The sequence below is a fragment of the Micromonospora sp. NPDC093244 genome (genome assembly GCF_040683695.1).
In the GTDB taxonomy this organism is placed as follows: domain Bacteria; phylum Actinomycetota; class Actinomycetes; order Mycobacteriales; family Micromonosporaceae; genus Micromonospora.
This window is the reverse complement of the sequence record NZ_JBFBEO010000002.1, coordinates 77,009-101,626: the sequence shown is the minus strand read 5'-3', so window position 1 is coordinate 101,626 and position 24,618 is coordinate 77,009. Positions and strand designations below refer to the sequence as shown.

Below are 24,618 nucleotides of genomic sequence, written 5' to 3'. Positions count from 1 at the left end.
GGCCGACTCCACGGCCTTTGGCGGCAGTCCGGACAGGCCGGTCCGGTACTCCGCGACAACTGCACCCGGTCGCCGACGATGCCCGAGGGCACCGCCGGCGGAGAGAGCTACCCACGGCCAGCCGCTCCGGTCGGGCGTCCACAGCCGCAGGAGTGTGCCCGCCGGGCACGGTCGCTGCGGTCGGCGAACGTTTCAGGGGAGGCGGCCATGGCGGGGCGGCGGCACAGGTTCACCGGTAGACCCCACGGGGTTCCGGCATGAACGCCTTCGACGTCGTGCTCCTCGCGGCAGTCCTCATCCTCGCGGCGGTGGTGATCGGGGCCGTGCTCGTCGGCGTCCGGACGCTGCGCCGGATGGGTTCGGCGCCGGCCCCCGAGGATCCGGCGTTCATCGCCGAGAAGGACCGGCAGGAGCAGTCCCTGGCCGCCCTGCGCAACGCGGCCGACCAGGCGAACAGCACCATCGACGTGGCGAAGTCCGCGGCGGCCGCGGCGCGTGCCGAGGCGGCGGCGGCGAAGGCCGAGGCGAAGGCGGCCCGGGCCGAGGCCCGGCGGGTGCTCGACGACGCCCGCGCCGAGGCGGACACGGTGCTGGAACGCGCGCACAAGCAGGCCGAGGCGGACGCCGAGCAGCTCCGCGCCACGGCCCGGCGCAGCGGCGAGCGGGAGGTCGCGGTGCTCGCCGCCACCACCCGGGAGCAGGCGGCCGAGGTGGAGCGGCGTGCCGCCCGGATGGACGAGCGGGAACGGCTGCACACCGAGGAGGTGGAGCGCTTCGCCGAACGGGAGCGGCAGCTCACCGAGGCGCGGGCCGCACTCGCCGCCCGGGAGTCCGCGCTCGCCCAGCGGGAGGCCGAGCTGGCCGAGGTGGAGGAGTTGCGCCGCCGGGAGCTGGAACGGGTCGCCGGTCTCACCGCCGACGCGGCCCGGCTGGAGCTGGTCGAGGCGATCGAGACGCAGGCCAAGCGGGAGGCCGCGCTCCTGGTGCGCGACATCGAGGCCGACGCGCGGGGCACCGCCGAGCAGAGGGCCCGGCACATCGTAGTGGACGCGATCCAGCGGGTTGCCAGCGAGCAGACCGCCGAGAGTGTGGTCAGCGTCCTGCACCTGCCCGGGGACGAGATGAAGGGCCGGATCATCGGCCGGGAGGGGCGCAACATCCGCGCCTTCGAGTCGGTGACCGGGGTCAACCTGATCATCGACGACACCCCCGAGGCGGTGCTGCTCTCCTGCTTCGACCCGGTCCGCCGGGAGGTCGGCCGGCTCACCCTGGAGAAGCTGGTGCTGGACGGGCGGATCCACCCGCACCGCATCGAGGAAGTCTACGACCTGGCCCGCCAGGAGGTCGAGCAGCTCTGCCTGCGCGCCGCCGAGGACGCCTTGGTCGAGGTCGGCATCACCGAGATCCACCCGGAGTTGATCACCCTGCTGGGCCGGCTGCGCTACCGCACGTCGTACGGGCAGAACGTGCTCAAGCACCTCGTCGAGACCGCGCACATCGCCGGCATCATGGCTGCCGAGCTGCGGTTGGACGTACCCCTCATCAAGCGGTCGGCGTTCCTGCACGACATCGGCAAGGCCCTCACCCACGAGGTGGAGGGCAGCCACGCCATCATCGGCGCCGACCTGGCCCGCAAGTACGGCGAGCACGAGGACGTGGTGCACGCCATCGAGGCGCACCACAACGAGGTGCCGCCGCAGACCATCGAGGCCGTGCTCACCCAGGCGTCCGACGCCTGCTCCGGCGGCCGGCCGGGCGCGCGGCGCGAGAGCCTGGAGGCGTACGTCAAGCGGCTGGAGCGGATCGAGGAGATCGCGGCCGGCAAGCTCGGCGTGGACAAGGTCTTCGCCATGCAGGCCGGCCGGGAGATCCGGGTGATGGTCAAGCCCGACGACGTGGACGACATAGGGGCGGCCGTGCTGGCCCGCGACGTGGCCAAGCAGATCGAGGAGGAGCTGACCTACCCGGGTCAGATCCGGGTGACGGTGGTCCGCGAGTCCCGGGTCACCGAGATCGCCCGCTGACCCACGAACAGACGACGGGCGGGTGGCCTGGCCACCCGCCCGTCGCTCGTTCCCGTCAGATCATCCGCGCGGCGTCGTCGCCGGCGTCCTGGGCGGGCAGCACCTTCGCGGCGGTTCGCGGGGTGCGGCCCATCCGCTTCTGCAACCACCAGGCCAGCACCGACAGCGCACCGCAGATGGCGATGTAGATCGCCGCCACGATCAGGTACGTCGGCACGTACGGCAGGCCGAACGGCAGCCGGCCGCCGATCTGCTTACCGACGAACAGCAGCTCGGGGTACGTGATGATGAAGCCCAGCGCGGTGTCCTTGAGCAGCACGACGAGCTGGCTGACGATCGCCGGGAGCATCGACCGCACGGCCTGCGGCAGCAGGATCAGCCGCAGCACCTGGTTCTTGCGCATACCTATCGCGTACGCGCCCTCGGTCTGCCCGTACGGCACCGCGTTGATGCCGGCCCGGAAGATCTCCGCGAGCACCGAGCCGTTGTAGAGCATCAGCCCGATGACAAGCGCCCAGAGCTTGTCGATCGACCAGCCGTACTGCAACGGCACGTAGTAGCCGAAGAAAATCAGGATCAGCAGGGGGATGGCCCGGAACAGCTCGACCACGAATGTCGCAGGGGTCCGCAGGATCCACTTGTCGCTCAGTCGGGCGCTGGCGAACACCGCGCCGAACAGCAGCGCGAGGACCGCGGCGATGCCTGCGGCCTTCAGCGTCGCCCACAGGCCGCCGAGCAGTTCGCGTTGCACCGAGGCGTACTGGAACTGCTCCCACTTGCGGGCCTCGAACTGCCCGGTGTCGGCGAACTTGTAGCCGATGTAGGCGAGCAGGGCGATGATGCCGGCAGTGGAGACGACGCCCAGGATCGCGTTGCGCCGCTTGGCGCGGGGACCGGGGAGGTCGTAGAGGATCGACGCCTGGCTCAACTCAGCCACCCTTCGTTCGCGGCCGTGCGGCTCGCCAGCTCGCTCATCGGGCCACTCTCCACTTGCGCTCCAGGAACCGCTGCAACGCCACCAGCGGCAGGATGAGGATCAGGAAGCCGATGGTGATCCAGAGCAGGACGGCGAACTGCGGCTCGCCCCGCTCGGCCATGTACGCGGGGATCGCGCCGGCCTCCAGCACCGAGAAACCGGCGGCGATAGTGGTGTTCTTCAGCATCGCGATGAACACGCTCATCATCGGCGGGACCATCGCCCGCAGCGCCTGCGGCAGCACGATGAGCGTGAGCACCTGGCCGAAGGTCATGCCCAGCGCGCGGGCCGCCTCGGCCTGCCCGGCGGCGACAGTGTTGACGCCGGAGCGGATCACCTCGCAGACGAAGGCCGAGGTGTAGACAGTGAGCGCGATGGCGGCGCTGGCGAAGTAGTCGATGTTGACGTCGAGCTTCGGCACCGCGAACACGAGGAACGCGAAGACCAACGTCAGGGGGGTGTTGCGCACCAGGTTGACGTACGTGGCGCCGAACGCCCGCAGCGCCGGTACGGGGGAGACCCGCATCGCGCCGAGCAGCGTGCCGAGGACGAGGCTGCCGACCGCGGCGATCAGGAAAAGTTTGACGGTGTTGGTGAACCCGTCAACGAACAGTTGCCCGTTGTCCGTCAGTACGCGGAAGAACTCGCCCATGCCTCGCTCTCAGTCCTCTGCACGGGCGCCGGACGGGGACCAACCCCGCCCGGCGCCGCAACTCGTGTCGAGCCGGTCGGTCAGTACCGCTCGAGGGTGGGCGGGGTGCCCGCCGAGCCGGACAGGCCGAGCGTGCCGTCGTAGATCTTCTGCCAGGTGCCGTTGGTGAACGACGCCTCGATCTGGTTGTTGACGTAGTCGCGCAGCGCCTTGTCGTCCTTGGGCAGGCCGATGCCGTACTTCTCGGTGCTGAACGGCTGGCCGACCACCTTGAGCTCGGTCGGGCTCTGCGCCGCGTAGCCCTTGAGGATCGCGTCGTCGGTGGTGACGGCGTCGACCTTCTTGTCGAGCAGCTGCGAGACGCACTCCGAGTAGGTCTTGAACTCGACGATGTTGTTCGGCTCGGTCAGGCCCTCGTCGCGGACCTTCTGGATCGGCGTCGAGCCGGTGGCCGAGCACACCTTCTTGCCCTTGAGGGTGTCCTTGCCGGTGATCGACGACTCGTCCTTGCGGACCAGCAGGTCCTGGCCGGCGACGAAGTACGGGCCGGCGAAGGAGATGTCGTTCTTGCGCTTGTCGGTGATCGAGTAGGTGCCGACGTAGTAGTCGACCTCACCACCCTTGATCGCGGTCTCCCGGTTGGCCGACGCGATCTCCTTGTACTCGATCTTCGCCGGGTCGATGCCGAGCGTGCTGGCAACGTACTGGGCGATCTCGATGTCGAAGCCGCACCGCTTGCCCTGGGCGTCCTTGTAGCCGAGGTTCGGCTGGTCGAACTTGACCCCGACGGAGACCTTGCCGGCCGTCTTGATCTTCTCGAAGGTCGGGCTGCCGGCGATGGCCGCGTCCGTCTTCGGGGTGAAGGTCGCGCCGGAGCTCTTGCAGGTGTCGGACTGGGCGGCACCGGAGGCGCTGCCGCCCGCGCTCGGGGTCGGCTCACCCTCCTTGCCGCAGGCCGCGGCCGACAGGGCGAGGGACGCCATCATGGCGACCGCCGCCACGCGCTTCATACGCATACTCTTCTCCTTCTTCGACGAGCCCGCCGGTGGTCGGCGCGCTCCACTACGGACGCCTAGTGCGTGAGGATTTTGGAGAGGAAGTCCTTCGCCCGGTCGCTTCGCGGGTTCTCGAAGAACTCCGCCGGGGAGGCGTCCTCGACGAGCTTGCCGTCGGCCATGAAGATGACCCGGTTGGCGGCGTGCCGGGCGAAGCCCATCTCGTGGGTGACCACGACCATCGTCATGCCGTCGCGGGCCAGCGCGGTCATCACGTCCAGCACCTCGCCGACCATCTCCGGGTCCAGGGCGCTCGTGGGCTCGTCGAAGAGCATGGCCTTGGGCTGCATGGCAAGCGCGCGGGCGATGGCCGCCCGCTGCTGCTGGCCGCCGGAGAGCTGGGCGGGGAACTTGTCCGCCTGGTTGGCGATGCCGACCCGGTCGAGCAGGGCCAGGCCTCGCTCGCGGGCGGCGGCCGGCTTCTCCCTGCGGACCTTCACCGGCCCGAGGGTGACGTTCTCCAGGATCGTCTTGTGCGCGAAGAGGTTGAAGGACTGGAAGACCATGCCCACCTCGCTGCGCAGTTTCGCGAGCGGCTTGCCCTCGGCCGGCAGTGGCTGCCCGTCGAAGGTGATGGTGCCGGAGTTGATCGGTTCCAGTCGGTTGATGGCGCGGCACAGCGTCGACTTGCCGGAGCCGGACGGGCCGATCACCACGACCACCTCGCCCCGACCCACCGACAGTGAGACGTCGTCCAGCACGTGCAGCGGCCCGAACCACTTGTTGACCGCGTCCAGCACGATGAGCGGTTCGCCCGTCGTCACGTCGTTCACCGTCCCTGTCGTCTACCGGAGCGGGGTCGGTTGACCCCCGGTGCGGCCACTGTAGGCGGCGTGATGTGGCAGAACGCAACCCAGCGGGTCACGGAGCGGTAACACCGGTCACGATCGTTGTCGGTCGTCCGATTCCGCACACCCTGCGACGCGCAACGGTGGCGGGACGCCCCTGTTGCCGAGATCATGGGGGGATGACCGAACCGGTACGGCTGACCGCGTACGCCCGTGGTGGCGGGTGCGCCTGCAAGATCCCACCGGGTGAGTTGGAGATCATGGTGGCGGGTCTCGGCCCGGCGACCGGGACGGCCGAGCTGCTGGTCGGGTTGGACCACGGCGACGACGCGGCGGTGGTGCGCCTGGACGAGCGGACCGGCATCGTCAGCACCGCCGACTTCTTCACCCCGGTGGTCGACGACGCGTACGACTGGGGCCGGATCGCCGCGGCCAACGCGCTCTCCGACGTGTACGCGATGGGCGGCACCCCGCTGGTGGCGCTCAACCTGCTCTGCTGGCCGCGTGACGTCCTGCCGCTGGAGCTGGCCCGCGAGGTGCTGCGTGGCGGTCAGGACGTGGCCCGGGAGGCCGGTTGCCACCTGGCCGGCGGGCACAGCGTGGACGACGAGGGTCCCAAGTACGGGCTGGCGGTGACCGGCACCGTCCGCCCGGAGGAACTGATCACTCTCGACGCGGGCCGGGCCGGGCTGCCGCTGTCGTTGACGAAGCCGCTCGGCGTGGGCGTGCTGAACACCAGGCACAAGAACACCGGGGAGAGCTTCCCGGAGGCGGTCGCCACGATGAGTGCGCTCAACCGGGACGCCGCCCGCGCGGCGGTCGCCGCCGGCATCAGGTGCGGCACCGACGTGACCGGGTTCGGGCTGCTCGGGCACGCGTCGAAGCTGGCCCGGGCCAGCCAGCTCACGGTGGCCATCGACACCGCACGGGTGCCCTATCTGGCGGGCGCGCGGGAGGCGCTGCGCGACGGGTACGTCAGCGGCGGCAGCCGGCGCAACCTGGACTGGGTGACCCCGTGGACCGACTTCGGCGCGGCGGACGAGGCCGAGCGGCTGCTGCTGGCCGACGCCCAGACCTCGGGTGGCCTGCTGGTCGCCGGTGAGCTGCCTGGCGCTCCCGTGGTGGGCGAGCTGCTGCCCCGCGGCGAGCACCTCGTCGTCCTGCGCTGACCCACCGGCGCACGGGCGTCGGACACGCGGTGGCGGTGGTGGGGATCGCACACCGTACCCGATAAACTGTCACCTTCCAGCTACTCCGAGCAATGCGGCTCAGGGAAATTTTGCCCGGAATGGTCACAGACCGGTAACTTGCCCCCGGCTGGGGTCAAATGCCCCCCACCATCGTCAGTAAGGCCCGATCCGGAGGCCGGTGGGACGAACGCAGCGAGGAGGCGGAATGACCGAGCTGTGGAACTGGAGAATCGACCGGGTACGACCCGTTGAGGTCTACCCGGCACTGGCCGAGGCGCTCGGTCGGGTGGTGATGCCGCTGGCGGCGGCAGATCCGGCCCGACTGCCGGCGTACGCGGTCGTCTGTGACGTCTGGCAGGCGCCGGGCGAGTTCTCGACGGTGGTGGACTGCTACGGGGTGCCCGAGCGGCTCCCCGAGCACGCCAGCATCGCCGCGCTGGCCCGGCTGCTGGGCCGCAACTGTCTACTGCGTGACGACACGCTGGACGCCACGCGGCACCTGCTCGTCGTCCCGGACGGGACGGTCCGCCCGGTGCACTTCGACGTACGGGACACCGACGACGGCGAGGTGCTCAGCCGGCAACGGCTCTGCACGCTCGGCGACCCCGGCTGTCGGGGCTGGTCGCAGTGTCACCGTTCGCGGTGGGCACCGGACACCGTCGCGCCGGCGCTCGCCGCGGCCTGACCCACAGCGGTCAGGCCCCGGCCGACGCCGCGCCGACGGTCAGCCGCGGCCCTGGGCGGCGGCCGGCCGGTCCGCGGCGCCCGCCCCGGCACCCCGGACCACGAGCTGGTCGAGCAGGGTGCGGGTGGCCTCCGCCACGGCGGCCACCGCGGCGTCGAAGGCGGCGGCGTTGTGCGCGGCGGGCGCCCGGAAGCCAGAGATCTTCCGGACGTACTGCAACGCCGCCGCCTCGATGTCGGTGTCCGTCACCTGCGGGGTGAACGGCTCACGCAGCGTCTTGATGCTCCGGCACATGGGCGTTTCTCCTCGTCTCGTGCGCTACTCGACCAACGATGACATCGTTGGGGCTGTTGCCTGTTCTGGTGGCGCGTCAGGGCCGTCGGGCCGTCCATCACACCTCCCGTGGGGCTCCCACGGGACCCGGAGACTCACTGTGGACCAGAAGCCCGCACCGCCCGCCGGTCGGAGTCCCGACCCGATCGCGTCGATCCTGAGGACTCGGCTCGACCAGGTCGCGACCGAGCGCCCCGAGACGGTCGACGTGCTCCTGCGCCGCGTCCTCCCCCCGATCACCGGTCCGGCGGAGACGGTCGTACCCGTCACCTCCTTCAATTCGGCCATCTGACCCTATGACGGCTTGGCGATCCGTGCCGGCCCCGCCGGGCGCCCCGATCGGCCAGTACGTCCTGAAGGTGCACAGCCGATGCGACCTGAGTTGCGACCACGACAGGCACCGCCGCGCCACCCGGACGCCCTGCGCTGCCTGGCGAACCTGGCGCTCGTCCTGCGCGGGAGCGACGGCGATCAGCCCTCCGCGACCATCACCACGCCCGTGGTGGAGCTGAGCGAGGTGGTCGCGGCGGACCATCCGAGCGTACGGGCGCTGCGGGAGGGGAGGTTCGTCGCCCGGATCATCGACCCTCACCCGTTCTGACACCCGGGCCCGCTCGCGCCCTGTCCCGGGTCAATGCCACTCTCCGTGCCCTGTCGGGCGGGCCGCTACCCTGGTAGCCCGAGGGGAAGGGGCGCCAACAGGGTGGCTAGGACCTACAACGTCGTCACGTACGGCTGCCAGATGAACGTGCACGACTCCGAACGCATCTCCGGCCTGCTGGAGCAGGCGGGGTACGTGCGCGCGCCCGCCGGCGACGACACCCCGGACGTGGTCATCTTCAACACCTGCGCGGTGCGGGAGAACGCCGACAACCGGCTCTACGGCAACCTCGGTCGGCTGCGCCCGGTGAAGGACAAGCACCGGGACATGCAGATCGCGGTCGGCGGCTGCCTCGCCCAGAAGGACCGTGGCGAGATCGTCCGCAAGGCACCCTGGGTGGATGTCGTCTTCGGCACGCACAACATCGGCTCGTTGCCGGTGCTGCTGGAGCGGGCCCGGCACAACTCCGCCGCCGAGGTGGAGATCCTCGAGTCGCTTGACGTGTTCCCCTCCACGCTGCCGACCCGCCGCGAGTCGACGTACGCCGGCTGGGTGTCGATCTCGGTGGGCTGCAACAACACCTGCACGTTCTGCATCGTGCCGTCGCTGCGCGGCAAGGAGCGGGACCGCCGCCCCGGCGACATCCTCTCCGAGGTGCGCGCCCTGGTCGACGAGGGTGTGCTGGAGGTGACGCTGCTCGGGCAGAACGTCAACTCCTACGGCGTGGAGTTCGGCGACCGGTACGCGTTCGGCAAGCTGCTGCGCGCCTGCGGCGACATCGACGGCCTGGAGCGGGTCCGGTTCACCAGCCCGCACCCGAAGGACTTCACCGACGACGTGATCGCCGCGATGGCCGAGACGCCCAACGTCTGCCACTCGCTGCACATGCCGTTGCAGTCCGGCTCCGACGACGTGCTCCGGGCGATGCGGCGGTCCTACCGCTCGGAGCGGTACCTGGGCATCATCGAGAAGGTCCGGGCGGCCATGCCGGACGCGGCGATCACCACCGACATCATCGTCGGGTTCCCCGGCGAGACGGAGGCGGACTTCCAGCGCACCCTTGACGTGGTGCGCGAGGCCCGCTTCTCCTCGGCCTTCACGTTCCAGTATTCGAAGCGCCCCGGCACTCCTGCCGCGACGATGGACGGCCAGCTGCCCAAGCCTGTCGTGCAGGAGCGCTACGAGCGGCTGATCGCCACCGTCGAGGAGATCACCTGGGCGGAGAACAAGCGCCTGGTGGGGGAGACCGTCGAGGTGCTGGTCGCGGTCGGCGAGGGCCGCAAGGACGAGCGGACCGGGCGGATGTCCGGCCGGGCGCGCGACGGTCGGCTTGTGCACTTCGACGCCGGCAGCTTCGCGGGGTCGATCCGGCCCGGTGACATCGTGCACACGGCCATCACGTACGCAGCGCCGCACCACCTCAACGCCGACGGGGCGCCCCTGTCGCACCGCCGCACCCGGGCCGGCGACGCCGCCGAGGCCGGCCGCTCCCCGCGTACCCCTGGGGTGTTGCTCGGTCTGCCGACGATCGGCGCGCCGCCGGTCGTGCCCGCGCCCACCGCCGGCTGCGCCGCGCAGTGACGTCGAGGAAGGGCCCCGGGCGGGGCCCTTCCTCGAACCGCCGGGTCAGACGGTGATCCGGCCGGCGCCCGCGCCGGCAGTCACGACGGACTTGACGTTGCTCGCGGTGTCCAGCTGGTAGGAGTACGGGATGCCTGCCACGCTGCCGCCGGCCTGGCCGGCGGGTGAGTTGACGAAGTGGTTGTTCCGGGCCACCAGGCTGCCCGGCCCGGAGTCGCCCTCGCCGAGGTGGTACGTGTCGGGGACGTTCTCGAAGTAGTTGCCCTCGACGAGGACGCCGGCGTTCTCGGTGGACGCGACGCCGTAGCCGCCGTTGGCCCGGTAGTAGTTGTTGAACACGTGCACCGGGTTGCCGAAGCGCACCCGGGGGTTGCGCTGGTTGCTGCCGTCGAACCAGTTGTGGTGGTAGCTCACCCGCAGGTGACCGATGTCCTGGCTGCCGTTGTCGTCGCTGTGGCCGAGCAGCATCGTCTTGTCGTGGTTGAACACCCGGTTCCAGGACACGGTGACGAAGTCCGATCCGCGTTTGATGTCGACGGCGCCGTCGTACCCGTTGCTGAAGCTGTTGTGGTCGATCCAGATGTTGGTGGCCGACTCCTGCACGTTTATCGCGTCGTCGTTCCAGTCCCGGAAGGTCAGGTTCCGGATGATGACGTTGCGGTCACCGCTGATGTTGAGTCCGCAGCCGGCGATTGTCGCGCCGGAGTTGCCGAGGATGGTCTTGTTGGACCGGACCCGCAGCATTCCCGAGCAGGAGATGGTCCCGGACACCCGGATCACCGCAGCGCCTGTGGCGTTCAGCGCGCTGGTCAGCGCCGAGGCGTTGGTGACGGTGGTCGTGGCTGCGGTGCCGCCACCGGTGGTGCCGCCGTTCTGGGTGGCCCAGCCGACAAGGCCGGTCTGCGGCGGGCTCGTGGGCGGGGGCGTCGTGGGTGGAGGGGTGGTCGGCGGGGGTGTGGTGGGCGGCGGGGTGGTCGGGGTGGTGCCGCCGGTGCAGGCGACGTTGTTGAGGGTGAAGCCGGTCGGAGCCGGGTTGCCTGAGTTGTTCCAGCTCGCGTTGAAGCCGAACGAGGTGCTGCCGTTGGTCGCCAGGTTGGCGTTGTAGTCGACGTTCGTCGCGGAGACCTGGCCGCCGCTCTGCGTGACTGTCGCGCCCCACGCCTGGCTGACCTGCTGGCCGGCCCCGTACGACCAGCGCAGCGCCCACCCGGCGACGGGATCGCCGAGGTTGGTGACAGTGACGTTGCCGGTGAATCCGCCAGGCCACTGGCTGGCGACCGAGTACGCCACCTGGCAGCCGGCCGCCGCCTGGGCGGTGACGGCGCTCAGCAGGCTGGCGGTGACGAGGGTGGCGGTGGCTGCGGCGGTGCTGGCGATCAGCGTCATCCGACGCCGTCCTGTGCGCATGCTGCTTCCTTTCGGTGAGACGGTGACCGTCGCGACGCCCATGCCCGTGGGCGGCGAGGTCGACCGGAACCTGTGGTCCCGGGCCCGCCGGTGCAGGTTCGTGAAGGAAAGCGGCTCCCGCGCTGGCGCTGGCCACCCGAGGGCAAGCGCTTTCCCGATGAGAACATAGAAGCATCTGAATGTAAATGGCCGGGGGCGGCCGGCACCCGTACCTCGGTGCCGGCCGCCCCCGGTGGCTCAGCAGCCGGTGCCGTTGAGTTTCACGGTCGCCGGAGCGCTGGCGGTGCCGTTGGCGGTGAAGCCCACGGTGACCGACCCGCCCGCCGCCAGGGAGGGGGTGTGGCCCGGCGCGGCTGCGGTGACAGTCGTACCGGACTGCGTGACCGTGGCGTTCCAACCACTGCCCAACGTCACCCCGGACGGCCAGCTCCAGGTGACCGACCACGGGTTCACCGCCGCCGAGCCCGTGTTCTTCACTGTCAACTCACCCTGGAAGCCGCCCTGCCAGGCGTTGACCTGCCGGTAGGTGGCGGTGCAGGCGCCCGTCGGAGGGTCCGTCGGGCCGCCCGTCGGCCCGCCCGTCGGCCCGCCCGTCGGCCCGCCCGTCGGCCCGCCCGTCGGCCCGCCCGTTCCGCCGGACGGCGCGATCAGGTACGGCTGGAGGATCGCCTGCTTGGTCGTGTTGATGTTCGTCCAGTCGTCGAGCGCGATGCCGCCGGTGTCACCCGAGTTCGGGTTCCACGACCAGTAGGTGAAGGACATCCCGGTCACCCCGGTGCCGGTGTACGCCATCAGCTTCTCCAGCCACACCCGGTCCTTCGGGTCGGCCAGTGTGCTGCCGAACTCACCCATCATGATCGGCGCGATGTTCTGCTTGTAGAGGTAACCCCAGTACTTGTCCCAGATCGCCGGCATGTTCGCCGGGTAGTCCGGGGCGTCGAACCAGGTCTGCCGGTACACCGACGTCGCGTACTCGTGCGGCGAGTAGACCAACCGGTTCGCCACGTTCAGCCGTACCGGGAACTGGCCGGCCTTGGACAGGTTGCCACCCCACCAGCCGCAGTCCTCGTCGTTGCTCGGGTCGTTGTCCCACACGTTGGAGAGGCCACCACTCGGGCAGCTCACCCCCTCAACGAAGATCAACCAGTTGGGCTGGACACCGAGGACGGCGTTGCCGGCCCGCTCGGCGGCCAGCCGCCAGTCCCGGGCGGTGTCACCACAACCCCAGCACGCGCCGGTCGCCGCCGGGTTGGTGCCCTCGGCATGCGGCTCGTTGTGCAGGTCCGCGCCGATCACCGTGGGGTTGCCCGCGTACCGCTGCGCGAGCATCTTCCAGTCGTTGATCCAGGTCGCCTCGGAGACCGTCGACGTGTACCACAGCGGCGACTGCCCGGCCGACGTCGGCCGGTGTCGGTCGAGGATGATCCGCATCCCCTTGCTGCCGGCGTAGTCGATCACCTTGTCCAGGATCTGCAACGGCGACAACCCGACCAGGTCCGGGTTGACGAAGTCGTTGATCCCGGTGGCAGTCGCGCCCGGCTTCAGCGCGTCGTTCGAGTACGGCACCCGCAACGTGTTGTAACCAAGGCTGGCCATCTTGTCGAGCTGCCCCCGCCACGGGTTGCTCGACCACAACCCGTGGAAGGTCTTGTTGTCGGTCTCCATGCCGAACCAGTTGATACCCGTCAACCGGACCGTGGCGCCGGTGCTGTCCACGATCTGATTGCCGTTCGTGTGCAGGTACCCGGTACCGGTGCCAGCGGCGACGGCCGGGCTGGTGCTGACGGTGGCGGCGATGAACACGCCGGCCGCGACTGTGGCGAGCGCGGTCAACGCGCCGCCGAGAGCGGTGGGACGGAACATTCGAGCTCCACTTCGGAGGTCCGACGCCGTCGATGAACGACGCCGGCGGGCGGCCGTCCGCACGTCACGCCCCCAAGGGGTACGCGGACAGTGCGCGACGGCCCATGTCACGCGGACGTGGACACTCGCGAACGCTCACCGGCGACCCTCCGACGGCGGTGTCCCGCAGTCGTCGCCCTCGTGCCGGTGGCCCTACCTGGCTCCGCCGCTCATTCTGATCAGCCCACCTCAATGCGTCAACCAGCCATCCGGCCGGTCGGACGATCCCTCGCCCCCGCCCCCGCGCCGCGCCCCCGCCCCCGCCCCCCGCAAGATCGCGCTCGATCCTGGAAGTAGTGGCCTTGAGACGCCGGGATACCACTACTTCCAGGATCGAGCGCGATCATGACCCGCGAGGGCGTCCGACGCCCCGCCTGCCGGCGACCCGCGCCACCGCACCCCTTCAAGATCCCCACAACTTCAGGGAAGTTGCTGCCTCCGGCGCGTCCGAGGCAGCAACTTCCGGGATGTTGTGAGGATCTTGGCGCGGGGCGCGGGGCGCGGGGCGCGGGGCGCGGGGCGCGGGGCGCGGGGCGCGGGGCGCGGGAGCCCCCGGTCCCGTCAGGGGACCGGGGGCTCCCGGTGACGCGTCGACTCAGCCGGCCTGCTCGGCGAGCTGGAGGAACTGCCGCTTGGCGGTGAGGGCCTGCTCGGCCTCCTTGATCCGGCGGGCGTCGCCGGCGCTCTGCGCCCGGGCCAGCCGGTCCTCGGCCTCCGCCACCTGTGCCCGCATCTGGGCGAGCAGCGGGTTGTCTTCCTTGGTGGTGCGGCGCCACGCGGAGTCCATCACTTCGCGGACCTTGTCGTCGATGACACGCAGTCGGCGCTCCAGCCCGGCGGCGGCCTCGCGGGGCACCCGCCCGGCCTCGTGCCACTGGGCCTGGATCTCCCGCAGCTTGGCCTGGGCGCCCTTCGGGTCGGCGTCGATGTCGAGGGCTTCCGCCTCGGCCAGGAGGGCCTGCTTGCGCTCCAGGTTGCCGCGCTGCTCGTTGTCGCGGGCCGAGAAGACCTCACTGCGCCGGCTGAAGAAGGCGTCCTGCGCGCCGCGGAACCGTTCCCACAGCTTCTGCTCGGCCTCCTTGGAGGCGCGCGGAGCGGCCTTCCACTGCGTCATCAGTTCCTTGAGCTGGTTGGCGGTGGCCGCCCACTCGGTGGAGTCCTTGAGCTTCTCGGCTTCGGCGACCAGCTCCTCCTTGACGGTCTGCGCCTGCTTGCGCTGCGCGTCGAGGGAGGCGAAATGGGCGCCCCGGCGGCGGGTGAAGCCGTCCCGGGCGGCGGCGAACCGCTTCCACAGCTCACCGTCGGCCTTCTTGTCGACCCCGCGGATGGTCTTCCACTCGTCGAGGATCTCCTTGAGCCGGTCGCCGGCGGTCTTCCAGCCGGTGGATTCGGCGGCGAGCTTCTCGGCCTCCTCGACCAGCGCGGTCTTGCGTGCCAGGGCTTCGACGCGCGCGGCGTCGCGGGCGGCCCGGGCCTCACCTGCCTTCTCCTCGGCGAGGGTGGCCAGCTTGTCCAGTCGCGCGGCCAGCGCGTCGATGTCGCCGACCACGTGCGCCTCGGGGAGCGTGGCGCGGATCCGCCGGATCGTGCTCAGCGAATGCCCGGCGTCCGCCGCACCCGAGTTGAGCCGCGCTTCGGTCAGATCCACCTCGGTCACCAGGTCGGCGAAGCGGCGGGCGAAGTGGGCCAGCCCCTCCTCCGGTGCTCCCGCCTGCCAGGATCCGACCACCCGCTCGCCCTCGGCGGTCTTGACGTACACGGTGCCGTCCGCGTCCACCCGTCCGAAGGCAGTCCAGTCGCTCATGTGCCCATCCTCGATCTCCCGGCGTCGAAGGAACGAGTCCCCCGTCGCCGCCACGGCGCAGTCAACTTGCTTCCGGCATTGTCACAGGTCCAACCCGGTCCGCGTCGAGCGCCTATCGCCGACCGTGACCATACGGTGTCCTAGTGACCGAATGACCGGATCGGCGCGGAGACGCACCGGGGATTCCCGCTACGGTGGGCGGGTGCCACTGGTCGCCGCCGTTGTCTGCCCGCATCCGCCCCTGCTCGTGCCCGAGGTGGCCGGCACCGCCGCGCCCGAGCTGGACGATCTGCGGGCGGCGTGTGACACCGCCGTCCGTCGGTTGTTGGCCGTCGACCCGGACGCGGTGGTCCTGCTCGGCGCCGGCCCGACGACGGGCCCGATCTTCGCCCCGGCCACCGGTTCGTTGCAGCCCTGGGGCGTGGATCTGGACGTACCCCTGGTGCCCGGCCAGCCCGACCGGGGCGCCGTGCTGCCCCTGAGCCTGACCGTCGGCGCGTGGCTGCTCGCCCGCCAGGACGTGCGCGCGCAGGTGGCGGCCGTGCAGGTGGCCGCCGACGCCGGCGCAGCCGAGGTGGAGGCCCTCGCCGAGTCGATCGCCGGTTCGGCTGTGCGGGTGGCGCTGCTGGTGCTCGGCGACGGGTCGGCGTGCCGGGGGCAGAAGTCCCCGGGGTACGACGATCCGCGCGCCGAGGCGTACGACAGGCGGGTTGCCACGGCCCTGGCCGGGGCGGACCTGGACGTGCTGCTCGACCTCGACCCGGTGGTGTCGACGGAGCTGAAGGCCGCCGGCCGGGCGTCCTGGCAGGTGCTGGCCGGCGCGGCCCGGTCGAGCGGCGGCGGGTGGCGCGGTGAGCTGCTGCACGACGCGGCGCCCTACGGTGTGGCCTACTTCGTGGCGTCCTGGGAGCGGATGTGAGCGGCACCGTGGTCGCGGTCGTCGGCCCGACGGCGGCGGGCAAGTCGGCGTTGAGTATCGCGTTGGCGCACGCGCTGGACGGTGAGGTGGTCAACGCCGATTCGATGCAGCTCTACCGGGGCCTGGACATCGGCACCGCCAAGCTGACCCCGGCCGAGCGGGACGGGGTGCCGCACCATCTGCTGGACATCTGGGAGGTCAGCGAGCCGGCGAGCGTCGCGGAGTACCAGCGGCTGGCCCGGGCGGCGGTGGACGACATCCTGTCCCGGGGGCGGGTGCCGCTGCTGGTCGGCGGGTCCGGGTTGTACGTGCGGGCGGTGCTTGAGCGTTTCGAGTTCCCCGGCACCGACCCGGCGCTGCGGGAGCGGCTGGAGCGGGAGTTGGCCGAGGTCGGCCCGCCGCCGCTGTACGCGCGGCTGCGCGAGGCCGATCCGGTCGCCGCCCAGGGCATCCTGCCGGGCAATGGTCGGCGGATCGTGCGGGCCCTGGAGGTGATCGAGTTGACCGGCGCGCCGTTCACTGCCTCGCTGCCGCAGCCGACGCCGTACTACCCGTCGGTGCAGCTCGGCGTCGACCTGGACACCGGCCTGCTGGACGAGCGGATCGCGGCGCGGGTGGACCGGATGTGGGCCGACGGCCTGGTGGCCGAGACCCGCGAGCTGCTGGGCCGGGGGCTGGCCGAGGGGCGGACGGCGAGTCGGGCGCTGGGCTACCAGCAGGTGTTGCGGCAGCTCGCGGGTGAGCTGACCGAGGCGCAGGCGCGCGACGAGACGGTCCGGGCGACGCGGCGGTTCGTCCGCAGGCAGCGCTCCTGGTTCCGGCGTGACCCCCGGATCCGCTGGCTGGACTCGGCGGCACCGGACCTGTTCGAGGCCGCCCTGCGTCTGGTGCCGGCCGCTGCGCGATGATGGGGGTGTGGAGTTCACCAAGGGCCACGGCACCGGCAACGACTTCGTCCTCCTTCCCGACCCGGACGGTCAGCTCGACCTGACTCCGGAGCTGGTCGCGGCGCTCTGCGACAGGCGGCGGGGCATCGGTGCGGACGGGGTGCTGCGGGTGGTCCGCGCGGCCAAGCATCCCGACGGCGCCGGGCTGGCCGGTGAGGCCGAGTGGTTCATGGACTACTGGAACGCCGACGGCTCGTTCGCCGAGATGTGTGGCAACGGCGCCCGGGTCTTCGTCCGGTACCTGCTCGACGCCGGCCTGGCGACCCCCGCCGGCGCGGCGCTGCCGGTGGCCACCCGGGCCGGCGTCGTGCGCGCGCTCGTCGAGGGCGGCGCGGTCTCCGTCGAGATGCGCCGACCCCGGGTGTACGACGAGTCGGCCGCCACCCTCGGCGGATTGACCCTGGCCGGTACGGCTGTGGACGTGGGCAACCCGCACCTGGTGTGTGTGCTGCCGGCGGGGGTCGAGTTGGCCGCGCTGGATCTGACCCGCGCTCCGGGGTTCGACCCGGAGGTGTTCCCGGCGGGCGTGAACGTGGAGTTCATCGTGGCCGGCGACCCGGTGCACGGCACCGACGGGCACAGCCTCATGCGCGTGTACGAGCGCGGCAGCGCCGAGACCCTGTCCTGCGGCACGGGCGCCTGCGCGGTGGGCGCGGTGGCCCTGCGCGACGTCGGTCGGGACACCGGCGTGGTCGCGGTCGACGTCCCCGGCGGCCGCCTCACGGTAACGGTCACCGAGAGCTCCTGCTGGCTGTCCGGACCCGCCGTTCTGGTGGCAACGGGTGAGGTCGACCTCTCCACCCTGCCCACCGCCGTCTGACACCGAGCGGATCCGCGCGCCGGGCTGCGCCGGTCGGTGGGGCCCTTTGCTCTGCTTCACCCCGCGCAACGCCCGGTGTCCGATTACCGGACACGCGCCGTTGCGTGGGTTGAAGCAGAGCAAAGCGGGGGAGACGACCCAGCCGAGGGCTCCGTGCCTGCTTCCGGCGTCACGCCGCCGGACTGCTCGTCAGGGCGTCGCGCTGGCGTTGGCCGCGATCTCCGGAAGGTCGGACGGGCCGGGGTCGGCCGCCGGCAGCGGGCTGGGGTTGTGCGCGGCGGCGCGGACGGCGGCGGCGACCGCCGGGGCGACCCGGGAGTCGAAGACGCTCGGCACGATCACCGTCGGGTTGATCTTGTCCTCGCCGACCACATCGGCGATGGCCCGGGCGGCCGCGATGGCCATCTCCTCGGTGAACTCCTCGGCGTGCGCGTCGAGCATGCCGCGGAACACCCCGGGGAACGCGAGCACGTTGTTGATCTGGTTCGGCTGGTCGGAGCGGCCGGTGGCGACCACTGCGGCGTGCTTGCGCGCCTCGCGCGGGTCGACCTCCGGGTCGGGGTTGGCCAGCGCGAAGACGATCGAGTCCTTCGCCATCTGGGCGATGTCGTCGCCGGTGAGCAGATTCGGCGCGCTGACCCCGATGAACACGTCCGCGCCCCGGATGGCGCCGGGCAGGTCGCCCGAGTAGTTCTCCTTGTTGGTGTTCTCCGCCAGCCACTGCCAGGCCGGGTTCAGCCCGGTCAAGCCGCGGTGCAGGGCGCCCTCGCGGTCGTACGCGATGATGTCGCCGACGCCCTGACGCAGCAGCAGCTTCATGATCGCGGTCCCGGCCGCGCCCGCTCCAGAGACGACCACCCGGACGTCCGCGAGCTGCTTGCCCACGACGCGCAGCGCGTTGGTGAGCGCGGCCAGCACGCAGATCGCGGTGCCGTGCTGGTCGTCGTGGAAGACCGGGATGTCCAGCGCCTCGCGCAGCCGGGCCTCGATCTCGAAGCAGCGCGGCGCGGCGATGTCCTCCAGGTTGATCCCGCCGTACGCCGGCGCGATCGCCTTGACGATCTGCACGATCTCGTCGGTGTCCTGGGTGTCCAGCACCACCGGCCAGGCGTCCACCCCTCCGAAGCGCTTGAACAGCGCCGCCTTGCCCTCCATCACCGGCAGTGACGCGGCCGGGCCGAGGTTGCCCAGGCCGAGGACCGCCGAACCGTCGCTGACCACGGCGACGGTGTTGCGCTTGATGGTGAGCCGCCGGGCGTCCGCCGGGTTCTCGGCGATGGCCATGCAGACCCGGGCCACCCCCGGGGTGTACGCCCGGGACAGCTCGTCACGGTTGCGCAGCGCGACCTTCGAGGTCACCTCGATCTTGCCGCCGAGGTGCAGCAGGAACGTCCGGTCCGACACCTTGCGCACGTCCACGCCGTCGAGCGCGGTCAACGCGTCGACCACCTGGTCGGCGTGGCCGGCGTCGGCGGTGTCGCAGGTCAGGTCGACGATCACGTGGGTCGGGTCGGAGTCCACCACGTCCAACGCCGTGACGATCGCCCCGGCCTCGCCGACCGAGGTGGTGAGGCGGCCGATCGAGGAGGCATCAGCGGTCACGGCGATTCGGATGGTGATCGAAAAGCCGGCGCTCGGCAGTCGGGTGATGGCCACGGGATCCCTCCGTCACGGCTGTGCGGCCGGTCGACCGCCGCCCGCATTTCTACCGGGTTGTCGTGGCCGACCAGCATTCGCCCCCACTTTTGGCGACCTTCAGCATGGGCATATAGCAGGTGCGTTCGGTGTTGTCTCATGTCAGGATTACGTTCTACTTATCAAAACGGACAGGAGAACCGCTTGCGAGACCAGGAGAGCTTTGTCCCCGTCGAGGACGAGCTCGACGACGTCACCACCGGCGAGATGGAGCTGTCGGAGCGACAGTCCCTGCGACGCGTACCAGGCCTGTCGACCGAGCTCACCGACGTCACCGAGGTGGAATACCGCCAGCTGCGGCTGGAGCGGGTCGTCCTGGTGGGCGTCTGGACCGAGGGTTCGGTGACCGACGCGGAGAATTCCCTGACCGAGCTGGCCGCGCTCGCCGAGACCGCCGGTTCGCAGGTGCTCGAAGGGCTCATCCAGCGCCGTACGCGCCCCGACCCGGCCACCTACATCGGCCGTGGCAAGGTCGACGACCTCGGCGCGGTGGTGCTCTCCACGGGCGCCGACACGGTCATCTGCGACGGCGAGTTGTCCCCGTCGCAGCTGCGTAACCTGGAGCAGCGCACCAAGGTCAAGGTCGTCGACCGGACGGCGCTGATCCTCGACATCTTCGCCCAGCACGCCAAGAGCAAGGAAGGTAAGGCGCAGGTCGAGCTGGCCCAACTCGAATACCTGCTGCCGCGGCTCCGCGGTTGGGGTGAGACGCTCTCCCGCCAGACGGGTGGTTCCGGTCGGGGTGGCGGCGCCGGCGGCGGCGTGGGTGTGCGTGGTCCCGGTGAGACCAAGCTGGAGACCGATCGGCGGCGGATCCGCCACCGCATCTCCCGGCTGCGTCGCGAGATCAAGAGCATGCGCACGGTACGCGTCACCAAGCGTGCCCGACGCACCCGCAACTCGGTGCCCGCCGTGGCCATCGCCGGCTACACGAACGCCGGCAAGTCCAGCCTGCTCAACCGGTTGACCGGCGCGGGCGTGCTGGTGGAGAACGCGCTCTTCGCGACATTGGACCCGACCACCCGCAAGGCAACCGCCTCGGACGGGCGGCTCTACACGCTCTCCGACACGGTCGGCTTCGTCCGCCACCTTCCGCACCAGATCGTCGAGGCGTTCCGCTCGACGCTGGAGGAGGTCGCGGAGGCGGACCTGGTGGTGCACGTCGTCGACGGCACCCACCCGGATCCGGAGGAGCAGGTCCGGGCGGTGCACGAGGTGCTCGCCGAGGTGGGCGCGGACCGGCTGCCCGAGCTGCTGGTGGTCAACAAGACCGACGCCACCGACGAGGACACGCTGCTGCGACTCAAGCGGCTCTGGCCGGACGCGATCTTCGTTTCGGCGCACTCCGGCCGAGGCGTCGATGGGCTGCGCGCCGCCATCGAGGACCGGCTGCCGCAGCCGGCCGTCGAGGTCCGGGCGGTCCTGCCGTACGAGCGCGGTGACCTGGTGTCCCGGGTGCACCGCACGGGCGAGGTGCTCAGCACCGCGCACCTGCCCGAGGGCACTCTGCTGCACGTTCGGGTCAGCGCCGAGCTCGCGGCCGAGTTGGCGCAGTTCGACGTGGAACGGCAGGGTCAGGCGGCCGGCAGCCGCGCCTGAGCGGCCACGGCGTCATCCACAGGAAACGCGTGGCATGCGACACTGGCCGAATGCGCCGCGTTGTTTCCTCGGTCACGGTTGCCCTAGGCCTGTTCGGGGCAACCGTGGCGCTCGCCGGAGTCGCCGCGGCGGCTCCCGCCCCTGGAGCGTCCGAGCCGCCCGCCGCCAAGCCCGGCAAGAAGCAGTGCACGATCGCCGACGAGCGGTTGCGCGAGCTGTCCGGCCTGGTGGCCACCAAGAGCGGCTTCATCGTGATCAACGACGGCACCGAGAACGAGGCACGCAAGCGTGTCTTCTTCCTCGACACCAAGTGCAAGATCTCGAAGGAGCCGGTCCGGTACTCGGGGCAGGGCCCGTTCGACACCGAGGACCTGGCGCTCTCCCCGAACGGCGCGACGCTCTGGATCGGCGACATCGGCGACAACGTCTCCTCGAAGGAACGCCGTAAGAGGGTCGCGCTCTGGTCGATGCCGGTCAGCGGCGGCAAGCAGCCGGTGCTGCACCGACTCTCGTACCCGGAGGGCAAGCCGCACGACGCCGAGGCGCTGCTCATCGGCAACGACAACAAGCCGCTGATCATCACCAAGGTGACAAGCGGCAAGGCGGAGATCTTCACCCCGTCGGCGGCGCTCAAGACCGGTGACACCGAACCGGTGCCGATGCGCAAGGTCGGCGACATCACGTTGCCCAAGACGCAGACGGACAACCCGCTCAACACGTTCGGGCGGGTGGCGATCACCGGCGCGGCCCGGTCCCCGGACGGCAACCGGGTGGTCCTGCGCACCTACGCGGACGCCTTCGAGTTCGACGTGACAGGTGGGGACATCGTCACCGCGCTCACCACCGGGAAGCCTCGGGTGACGCCGCTGACGGACCCGTTCGGAGAGGCGATCAGCTACTCACCGGACGGCAAGAGCTTCCTCACCGTCTCCGACGGCGGCCAGTTGGGCCCCGAGGACCCGATCGACATCCTCAGCTACGCCCCGTCCAGCTCGACCTCGGTGCCGCTGGCAGCCGAGGGGGGCGCCAAACCGTCCGCCGCCAAGTCATGGACCTCCGGGCTGAGCTTCGACGACATCACCTACCTGGTCGGCGCGGTAGGTCTGCTGGGTCTGCTGCTGGTCGGTGCCGGCATCATCGGCATCGTCCGGGCGCGTCGCCGGCCGCCGTCCGAGCCGTCCGACCGCTCGGATCCCGACGGCGAGCCCCTCGGTGGCCCGCGTGGTGGGCGTACCGAGTCGGGCGGGGACCGTCCGGCAGGCGTCTACGGTGGCGGCAAGGCTGCGGGGGGCGCGGTCTACGGTGCGGGCGGTGGCGCGGGTCGCGGTGGCGCGGGTCGTGGCGGCGCCGCCCCGGCTGCGGGTGCGGTGTACGGCGGTGGCCGTCCTGCGGCCCCTGACGGCGGCTACGGCGGAGCCCGGCCGGGCGGCGCCGGTGGTGGCGTCTACGGCGGCGCGCGTCCCCCGGCGGGCGGCGGTGGCCGTCCCTCGGGTGGTGGCGGCGGTCGGCCCGCGGGCGGTGGCGGGGGTCGACCCCCGGCCGGCGGTGGGGGTCGTCCCGGCGGTGGTGTGTACGGCGGTGCCGGTCAGCCCGGCGGGGGCCGGGCTGAGCCGCCCCGGCGTGGTGGGCCGGAGCCCGACTACCGGGGTCAGCGACCCGGCCGGCGACGCGATGAGGATGCGCCCGGCGACCCGTACCGGCAGCAGCCGGGGCGCGGCCCCCGGGGCGACCGTTACTAGCTCAACGGCCAGGCCGGAAGGCGGGCGCGGGTGAGCGCTGGGGGCACCCACCCGTTGCCCGCTCTCAGATGCGGCGCAGCACCGCCACGACCCGGCCCATGATGGTGGCGTCGTCACCGGGGATCGGGTCGAAGGCAGGGTTCTGTGGCATCAGCCAGACGTGCCCGTCGCGGTGCCGGTAGGTCTTGACCGTCGCCTCGCCGTCGAGCATCGCGGCCACGATCTCGCCGGAGTCGGCGGTCGGCTGCTGGCGGACGACGACCCAGTCGCCGTCGCAGATCGCCGCGTCGAGCATCGAGTCGCCCTTGACCTGGAGCATGAAGACCTCGCCCTCGCCCACCAGCTCGCGGGGCAGCGGGAAGATGTCCTCCACGGCCTGCTCGGCGAGGATCGGCCCACCGGCGGCGATCCGGCCGAGCATCGGCACGTACGCCGGGGTCGGCCGCTGCGCGCGGGTCAGCTCGTCGTCGATGGCCTCGCTGGGGGCGCGGACGTCCACCGCGCGCGGCCGGTTGGGGTCGCGGCGCAGGAAGCCCTTCTTCTCCAGCTCCTTGAGCTGGTAGGCGACGCTGGACGGCGACACCAGGCCGACCGCCTCGCCGATCTCGCGCACGCTCGGCGGGTAGCCGTGCCGCTCCACCCAGGTGCGGATGAACTCCAGGATGCGGCGCTGGCGGGCGGTCAGGTCGACAGTCGCCGGGTCGGGGAAGGCGCTGACCACAGGGGTTACCTGGCGCACGGCGGGCTGGCCCGTCCGGCTGCGCGCGGCGCTGCGGCGTCGGGTGGCCGGGGGGCCTGCCTCGGTGATGTGCTGCGGCGTCTTCGGCCGGCTGGCCCGGTCCTCGGTCACGTCCGTCCTCCCTGGTCGGCGCTGGGTGCCTCGTCGGCTCGTGGTGCGTGCGGTGGTGCCACGTTGTTCCTGACCGTATAGGTGAGATCGGTCATTTTCAAACATCTGTACGACCTCCCGCCGGCGTGTCGGCATGAAAAACGACGCCGGTCGTACGGATGTTCTGATAAATGGTACGTCGGCTGGTACACGTGTTCGATCTTCGGGCCGTTTTCCGGGTCGGTTCGGTCCGGTCGGCCGGTAACCCGGGCGGGGTGTCGGCGTTGGGTTTTCGGCGGAGGGAGGGGCTCGATTGCCCGGATGGTCCGTGACGCGCCGGACACGCCGGCCAACTTGACCCGGGTTGCCAAGCGACATACGGTCAACCCCTAGATGTAGTAGTGACACGGGCGTAAGTTGCCTACAGGTTGGGTCCGACTACCGACCGCACTCCCGTAACGTTGATCACGGTGGGGGCCATGAGCGCATGGCACCACCGTGGTGGGTCGTGCCCGGGTGCGTCCGGTACGACGTGGTTGATCATGATTAGGAGGGGCGCGATGCGGTGTCCGTACTGCCGGCACGCTGACTCCCGGGTGGTCGACTCGCGGGAGGCCGACGACGGCCAGCTCATCCGACGGCGACGTTCCTGCCCGGAGTGCGGCAAGCGGTTCACGACCGTCGAGGAGGCGGTCCTCGCCGTGGTCAAGCGCAGCGGCGTGACCGAGCCGTTCAGCCGCACAAAGATCATCGGCGGGGTGCGCAAGGCGTGCCAGGGCCGGCCGGTGGACGACGACTCGCTCGCGCTGCTCGCGCAGCGCGTGGAGGAGACCGTCCGGGCCAAGGGGGCCGCCGAGATCCCCAGTCACGAGGTGGGCCTGGCGATCCTGGGTCCACTGCGCGACCTGGACGAGATCGCCTACCTGCGGTTCGCCAGCGTGTACCGCTCCTTCGACTCGCTCGCCGATTTCGAGCGCGAGATCGAGACGTTGCGGGACGCGGCGCGCGCCCGGGAGCAGGGCCGGGCCGATGCGGTCGAGGCCGCCGGCCGTACCAGCTGAGTCTTCACAGT

21 protein-coding genes and 3 pseudogenes are annotated in these 24,618 nt (G+C 71.1%); 13 read left to right on the top strand and 11 right to left on the bottom strand.

The features are described from left to right. The first annotated feature begins 257 nt into the window (after window positions 1-257). Window positions 258-2,024: a ribonuclease Y gene (rny, locus tag AB0N27_RS10470; RefSeq protein WP_364366503.1), complete on the top strand. Its 1,767-nt coding sequence runs from the start codon at window positions 258-260 to the stop codon at window positions 2,022-2,024. Window positions 2,025-2,079: 55 nt separating this feature from the next. Here rny and AB0N27_RS10465 read toward each other — a convergent pair whose 3' ends face one another. The 4 genes from AB0N27_RS10465 to AB0N27_RS10450 all read right to left on the bottom strand — a co-directional run bounded on the left by AB0N27_RS10465 (window position 2,080) and on the right by AB0N27_RS10450 (window position 5,480). After that, window positions 2,080-2,961, bottom strand: coding sequence for an amino acid ABC transporter permease (locus AB0N27_RS10465; RefSeq protein WP_364366500.1), 882 nt, complete (start codon window positions 2,959-2,961; stop codon window positions 2,080-2,082). A 34-nt stretch (window positions 2,962-2,995) separates the two neighbouring features. Continuing rightward, window positions 2,996-3,652, bottom strand: a complete 657-nt coding sequence (locus AB0N27_RS10460; RefSeq protein ID WP_354823526.1) for an amino acid ABC transporter permease — start codon at window positions 3,650-3,652, stop codon at window positions 2,996-2,998. Window positions 3,653-3,732: 80 nt separating this feature from the next. After that, window positions 3,733-4,668 (bottom strand): glutamate ABC transporter substrate-binding protein, encoded by a 936-nt coding sequence (locus tag AB0N27_RS10455; RefSeq protein WP_364366496.1) that lies wholly within the window; start codon window positions 4,666-4,668, stop codon window positions 3,733-3,735. Window positions 4,669-4,724: 56 nt separating this feature from the next. Beyond that, window positions 4,725-5,480: an amino acid ABC transporter ATP-binding protein gene (locus AB0N27_RS10450; RefSeq protein ID WP_364366493.1), complete on the bottom strand. Its 756-nt coding sequence runs from the start codon at window positions 5,478-5,480 to the stop codon at window positions 4,725-4,727. Window positions 5,481-5,674: 194 nt separating this feature from the next. Here AB0N27_RS10450 and selD point away from each other — a divergent pair, with 194 nt between their 5' ends. Both selD and AB0N27_RS10440 read left to right on the top strand, forming a co-directional pair. Continuing rightward, entirely contained in the window at window positions 5,675-6,664 is a 990-nt protein-coding gene (selD, locus tag AB0N27_RS10445) for a selenide, water dikinase SelD (RefSeq protein WP_364366490.1), read from the top strand. A gap of 226 nt (window positions 6,665-6,890) precedes the next feature. After that, entirely contained in the window at window positions 6,891-7,370 is a 480-nt protein-coding gene (locus AB0N27_RS10440; RefSeq protein ID WP_139583071.1) for a hypothetical protein, read from the top strand. A 39-nt stretch (window positions 7,371-7,409) separates the two neighbouring features. Here the strand turns inward: AB0N27_RS10440 and AB0N27_RS10435 are convergent, their stop codons facing one another. Then, the gene (locus tag AB0N27_RS10435; RefSeq protein WP_364366486.1) at window positions 7,410-7,664 is read right to left on the bottom strand and encodes a DUF2277 family protein; all 255 of its coding nucleotides are present in this window, start codon (window positions 7,662-7,664) and stop codon (window positions 7,410-7,412) included. A gap of 139 nt (window positions 7,665-7,803) precedes the next feature. Between AB0N27_RS10435 and AB0N27_RS10430 the strand changes: the two genes are divergently transcribed. The 3 genes from AB0N27_RS10430 to miaB all read left to right on the top strand — a co-directional run bounded on the left by AB0N27_RS10430 (window position 7,804) and on the right by miaB (window position 9,885). Further along, the gene (locus AB0N27_RS10430) at window positions 7,804-7,995 is read left to right on the top strand and encodes a hypothetical protein (protein WP_364366484.1); all 192 of its coding nucleotides are present in this window, start codon (window positions 7,804-7,806) and stop codon (window positions 7,993-7,995) included. A 78-nt stretch (window positions 7,996-8,073) separates the two neighbouring features. Next, a complete protein-coding gene (locus AB0N27_RS10425) occupies window positions 8,074-8,304 on the top strand; it encodes a hypothetical protein (protein WP_364366481.1) in 231 nt (76 codons plus the stop codon). Window positions 8,305-8,406: 102 nt separating this feature from the next. After that, window positions 8,407-9,885 carry a tRNA (N6-isopentenyl adenosine(37)-C2)-methylthiotransferase MiaB gene (gene miaB, locus AB0N27_RS10420; protein WP_364366478.1) on the top strand — a complete coding sequence of 493 codons (1,479 nt, stop codon included), beginning with the start codon at window positions 8,407-8,409 and terminating at the stop codon, window positions 9,883-9,885. Window positions 9,886-9,930: 45 nt separating this feature from the next. On the opposite strand, the gene AB0N27_RS10415 is transcribed toward miaB, so the two are convergent. Continuing rightward, window positions 9,931-11,292 carry a cellulose binding domain-containing protein gene (locus tag AB0N27_RS10415; protein WP_364366474.1) on the bottom strand — a complete coding sequence of 454 codons (1,362 nt, stop codon included), beginning with the start codon at window positions 11,290-11,292 and terminating at the stop codon, window positions 9,931-9,933. A 237-nt stretch (window positions 11,293-11,529) separates the two neighbouring features. Further along, window positions 11,530-11,817, bottom strand: a pseudogene (locus AB0N27_RS10410) (cellulose binding domain-containing protein); the annotation flags it as partial. A 56-nt stretch (window positions 11,818-11,873) separates the two neighbouring features. On the opposite strand from AB0N27_RS10410, the pseudogene AB0N27_RS10405 reads away from it, so the two are divergent. Continuing rightward, window positions 11,874-11,978 (top strand): annotated as a pseudogene (locus AB0N27_RS10405) (hypothetical protein); the annotation flags it as partial. 52 nt (window positions 11,979-12,030) lie between these two features. Here the strand turns inward: AB0N27_RS10405 and AB0N27_RS10400 are convergent. Then, window positions 12,031-13,155: pseudogene (locus tag AB0N27_RS10400) on the bottom strand (glycoside hydrolase family 5 protein); the annotation flags it as partial. Window positions 13,156-13,789: 634 nt separating this feature from the next. Beyond that, a complete protein-coding gene (locus AB0N27_RS10395; protein WP_364366471.1) occupies window positions 13,790-14,998 on the bottom strand; it encodes a DUF349 domain-containing protein in 1,209 nt (402 codons plus the stop codon). Between the two features lie 151 nt (window positions 14,999-15,149). Here AB0N27_RS10395 and AB0N27_RS10390 point away from each other — a divergent pair, with 151 nt between their 5' ends. The 3 genes from AB0N27_RS10390 to dapF are packed head-to-tail and all read left to right on the top strand — an operon-like array spanning window position 15,150 to window position 17,684. Then, window positions 15,150-15,917 (top strand): class III extradiol dioxygenase subunit B-like domain-containing protein, encoded by a 768-nt coding sequence (locus tag AB0N27_RS10390; protein ID WP_364366469.1) that lies wholly within the window; start codon window positions 15,150-15,152, stop codon window positions 15,915-15,917. Beyond that, complete coding sequence (gene miaA / locus AB0N27_RS10385; RefSeq protein ID WP_364366466.1) at window positions 15,914-16,825, top strand: tRNA (adenosine(37)-N6)-dimethylallyltransferase MiaA; 912 nt, start codon at window positions 15,914-15,916, stop codon at window positions 16,823-16,825. The genes AB0N27_RS10390 and miaA overlap by 4 nt, the downstream gene beginning before the upstream one ends. Window positions 16,826-16,832: 7 nt before the next feature. Then, window positions 16,833-17,684, top strand: a complete 852-nt coding sequence (gene dapF / locus AB0N27_RS10380; RefSeq protein ID WP_364366463.1) for a diaminopimelate epimerase — start codon at window positions 16,833-16,835, stop codon at window positions 17,682-17,684. A 189-nt stretch (window positions 17,685-17,873) separates the two neighbouring features. Here dapF and AB0N27_RS10375 read toward each other — a convergent pair whose 3' ends face one another. Further along, window positions 17,874-19,340, bottom strand: a complete 1,467-nt coding sequence (locus tag AB0N27_RS10375; RefSeq protein WP_357987281.1) for an NAD-dependent malic enzyme — start codon at window positions 19,338-19,340, stop codon at window positions 17,874-17,876. Window positions 19,341-19,523: 183 nt separating this feature from the next. Here AB0N27_RS10375 and hflX point away from each other — a divergent pair, with 183 nt between their 5' ends. Together hflX and AB0N27_RS10365 are read left to right on the top strand one after the other, a co-directional pair. Continuing rightward, entirely contained in the window at window positions 19,524-20,978 is a 1,455-nt protein-coding gene (gene hflX, locus AB0N27_RS10370; RefSeq protein ID WP_364366459.1) for a GTPase HflX, read from the top strand. Window positions 20,979-21,028: 50 nt separating this feature from the next. Next, window positions 21,029-22,717 (top strand): hypothetical protein, encoded by a 1,689-nt coding sequence (locus AB0N27_RS10365; protein WP_364366456.1) that lies wholly within the window; start codon window positions 21,029-21,031, stop codon window positions 22,715-22,717. 64 nt (window positions 22,718-22,781) lie between these two features. On the opposite strand, the gene lexA is transcribed toward AB0N27_RS10365, so the two are convergent. After that, window positions 22,782-23,567, bottom strand: coding sequence for a transcriptional repressor LexA (gene lexA, locus AB0N27_RS10360; protein ID WP_357987272.1), 786 nt, complete (start codon window positions 23,565-23,567; stop codon window positions 22,782-22,784). 539 nt (window positions 23,568-24,106) lie between these two features. On the opposite strand from lexA, the gene nrdR reads away from it, so the two are divergent. Beyond that, entirely contained in the window at window positions 24,107-24,607 is a 501-nt protein-coding gene (gene nrdR, locus AB0N27_RS10355) for a transcriptional regulator NrdR (protein ID WP_139586161.1), read from the top strand. The last annotated feature ends 11 nt before the right edge of the window (window positions 24,608-24,618 follow it).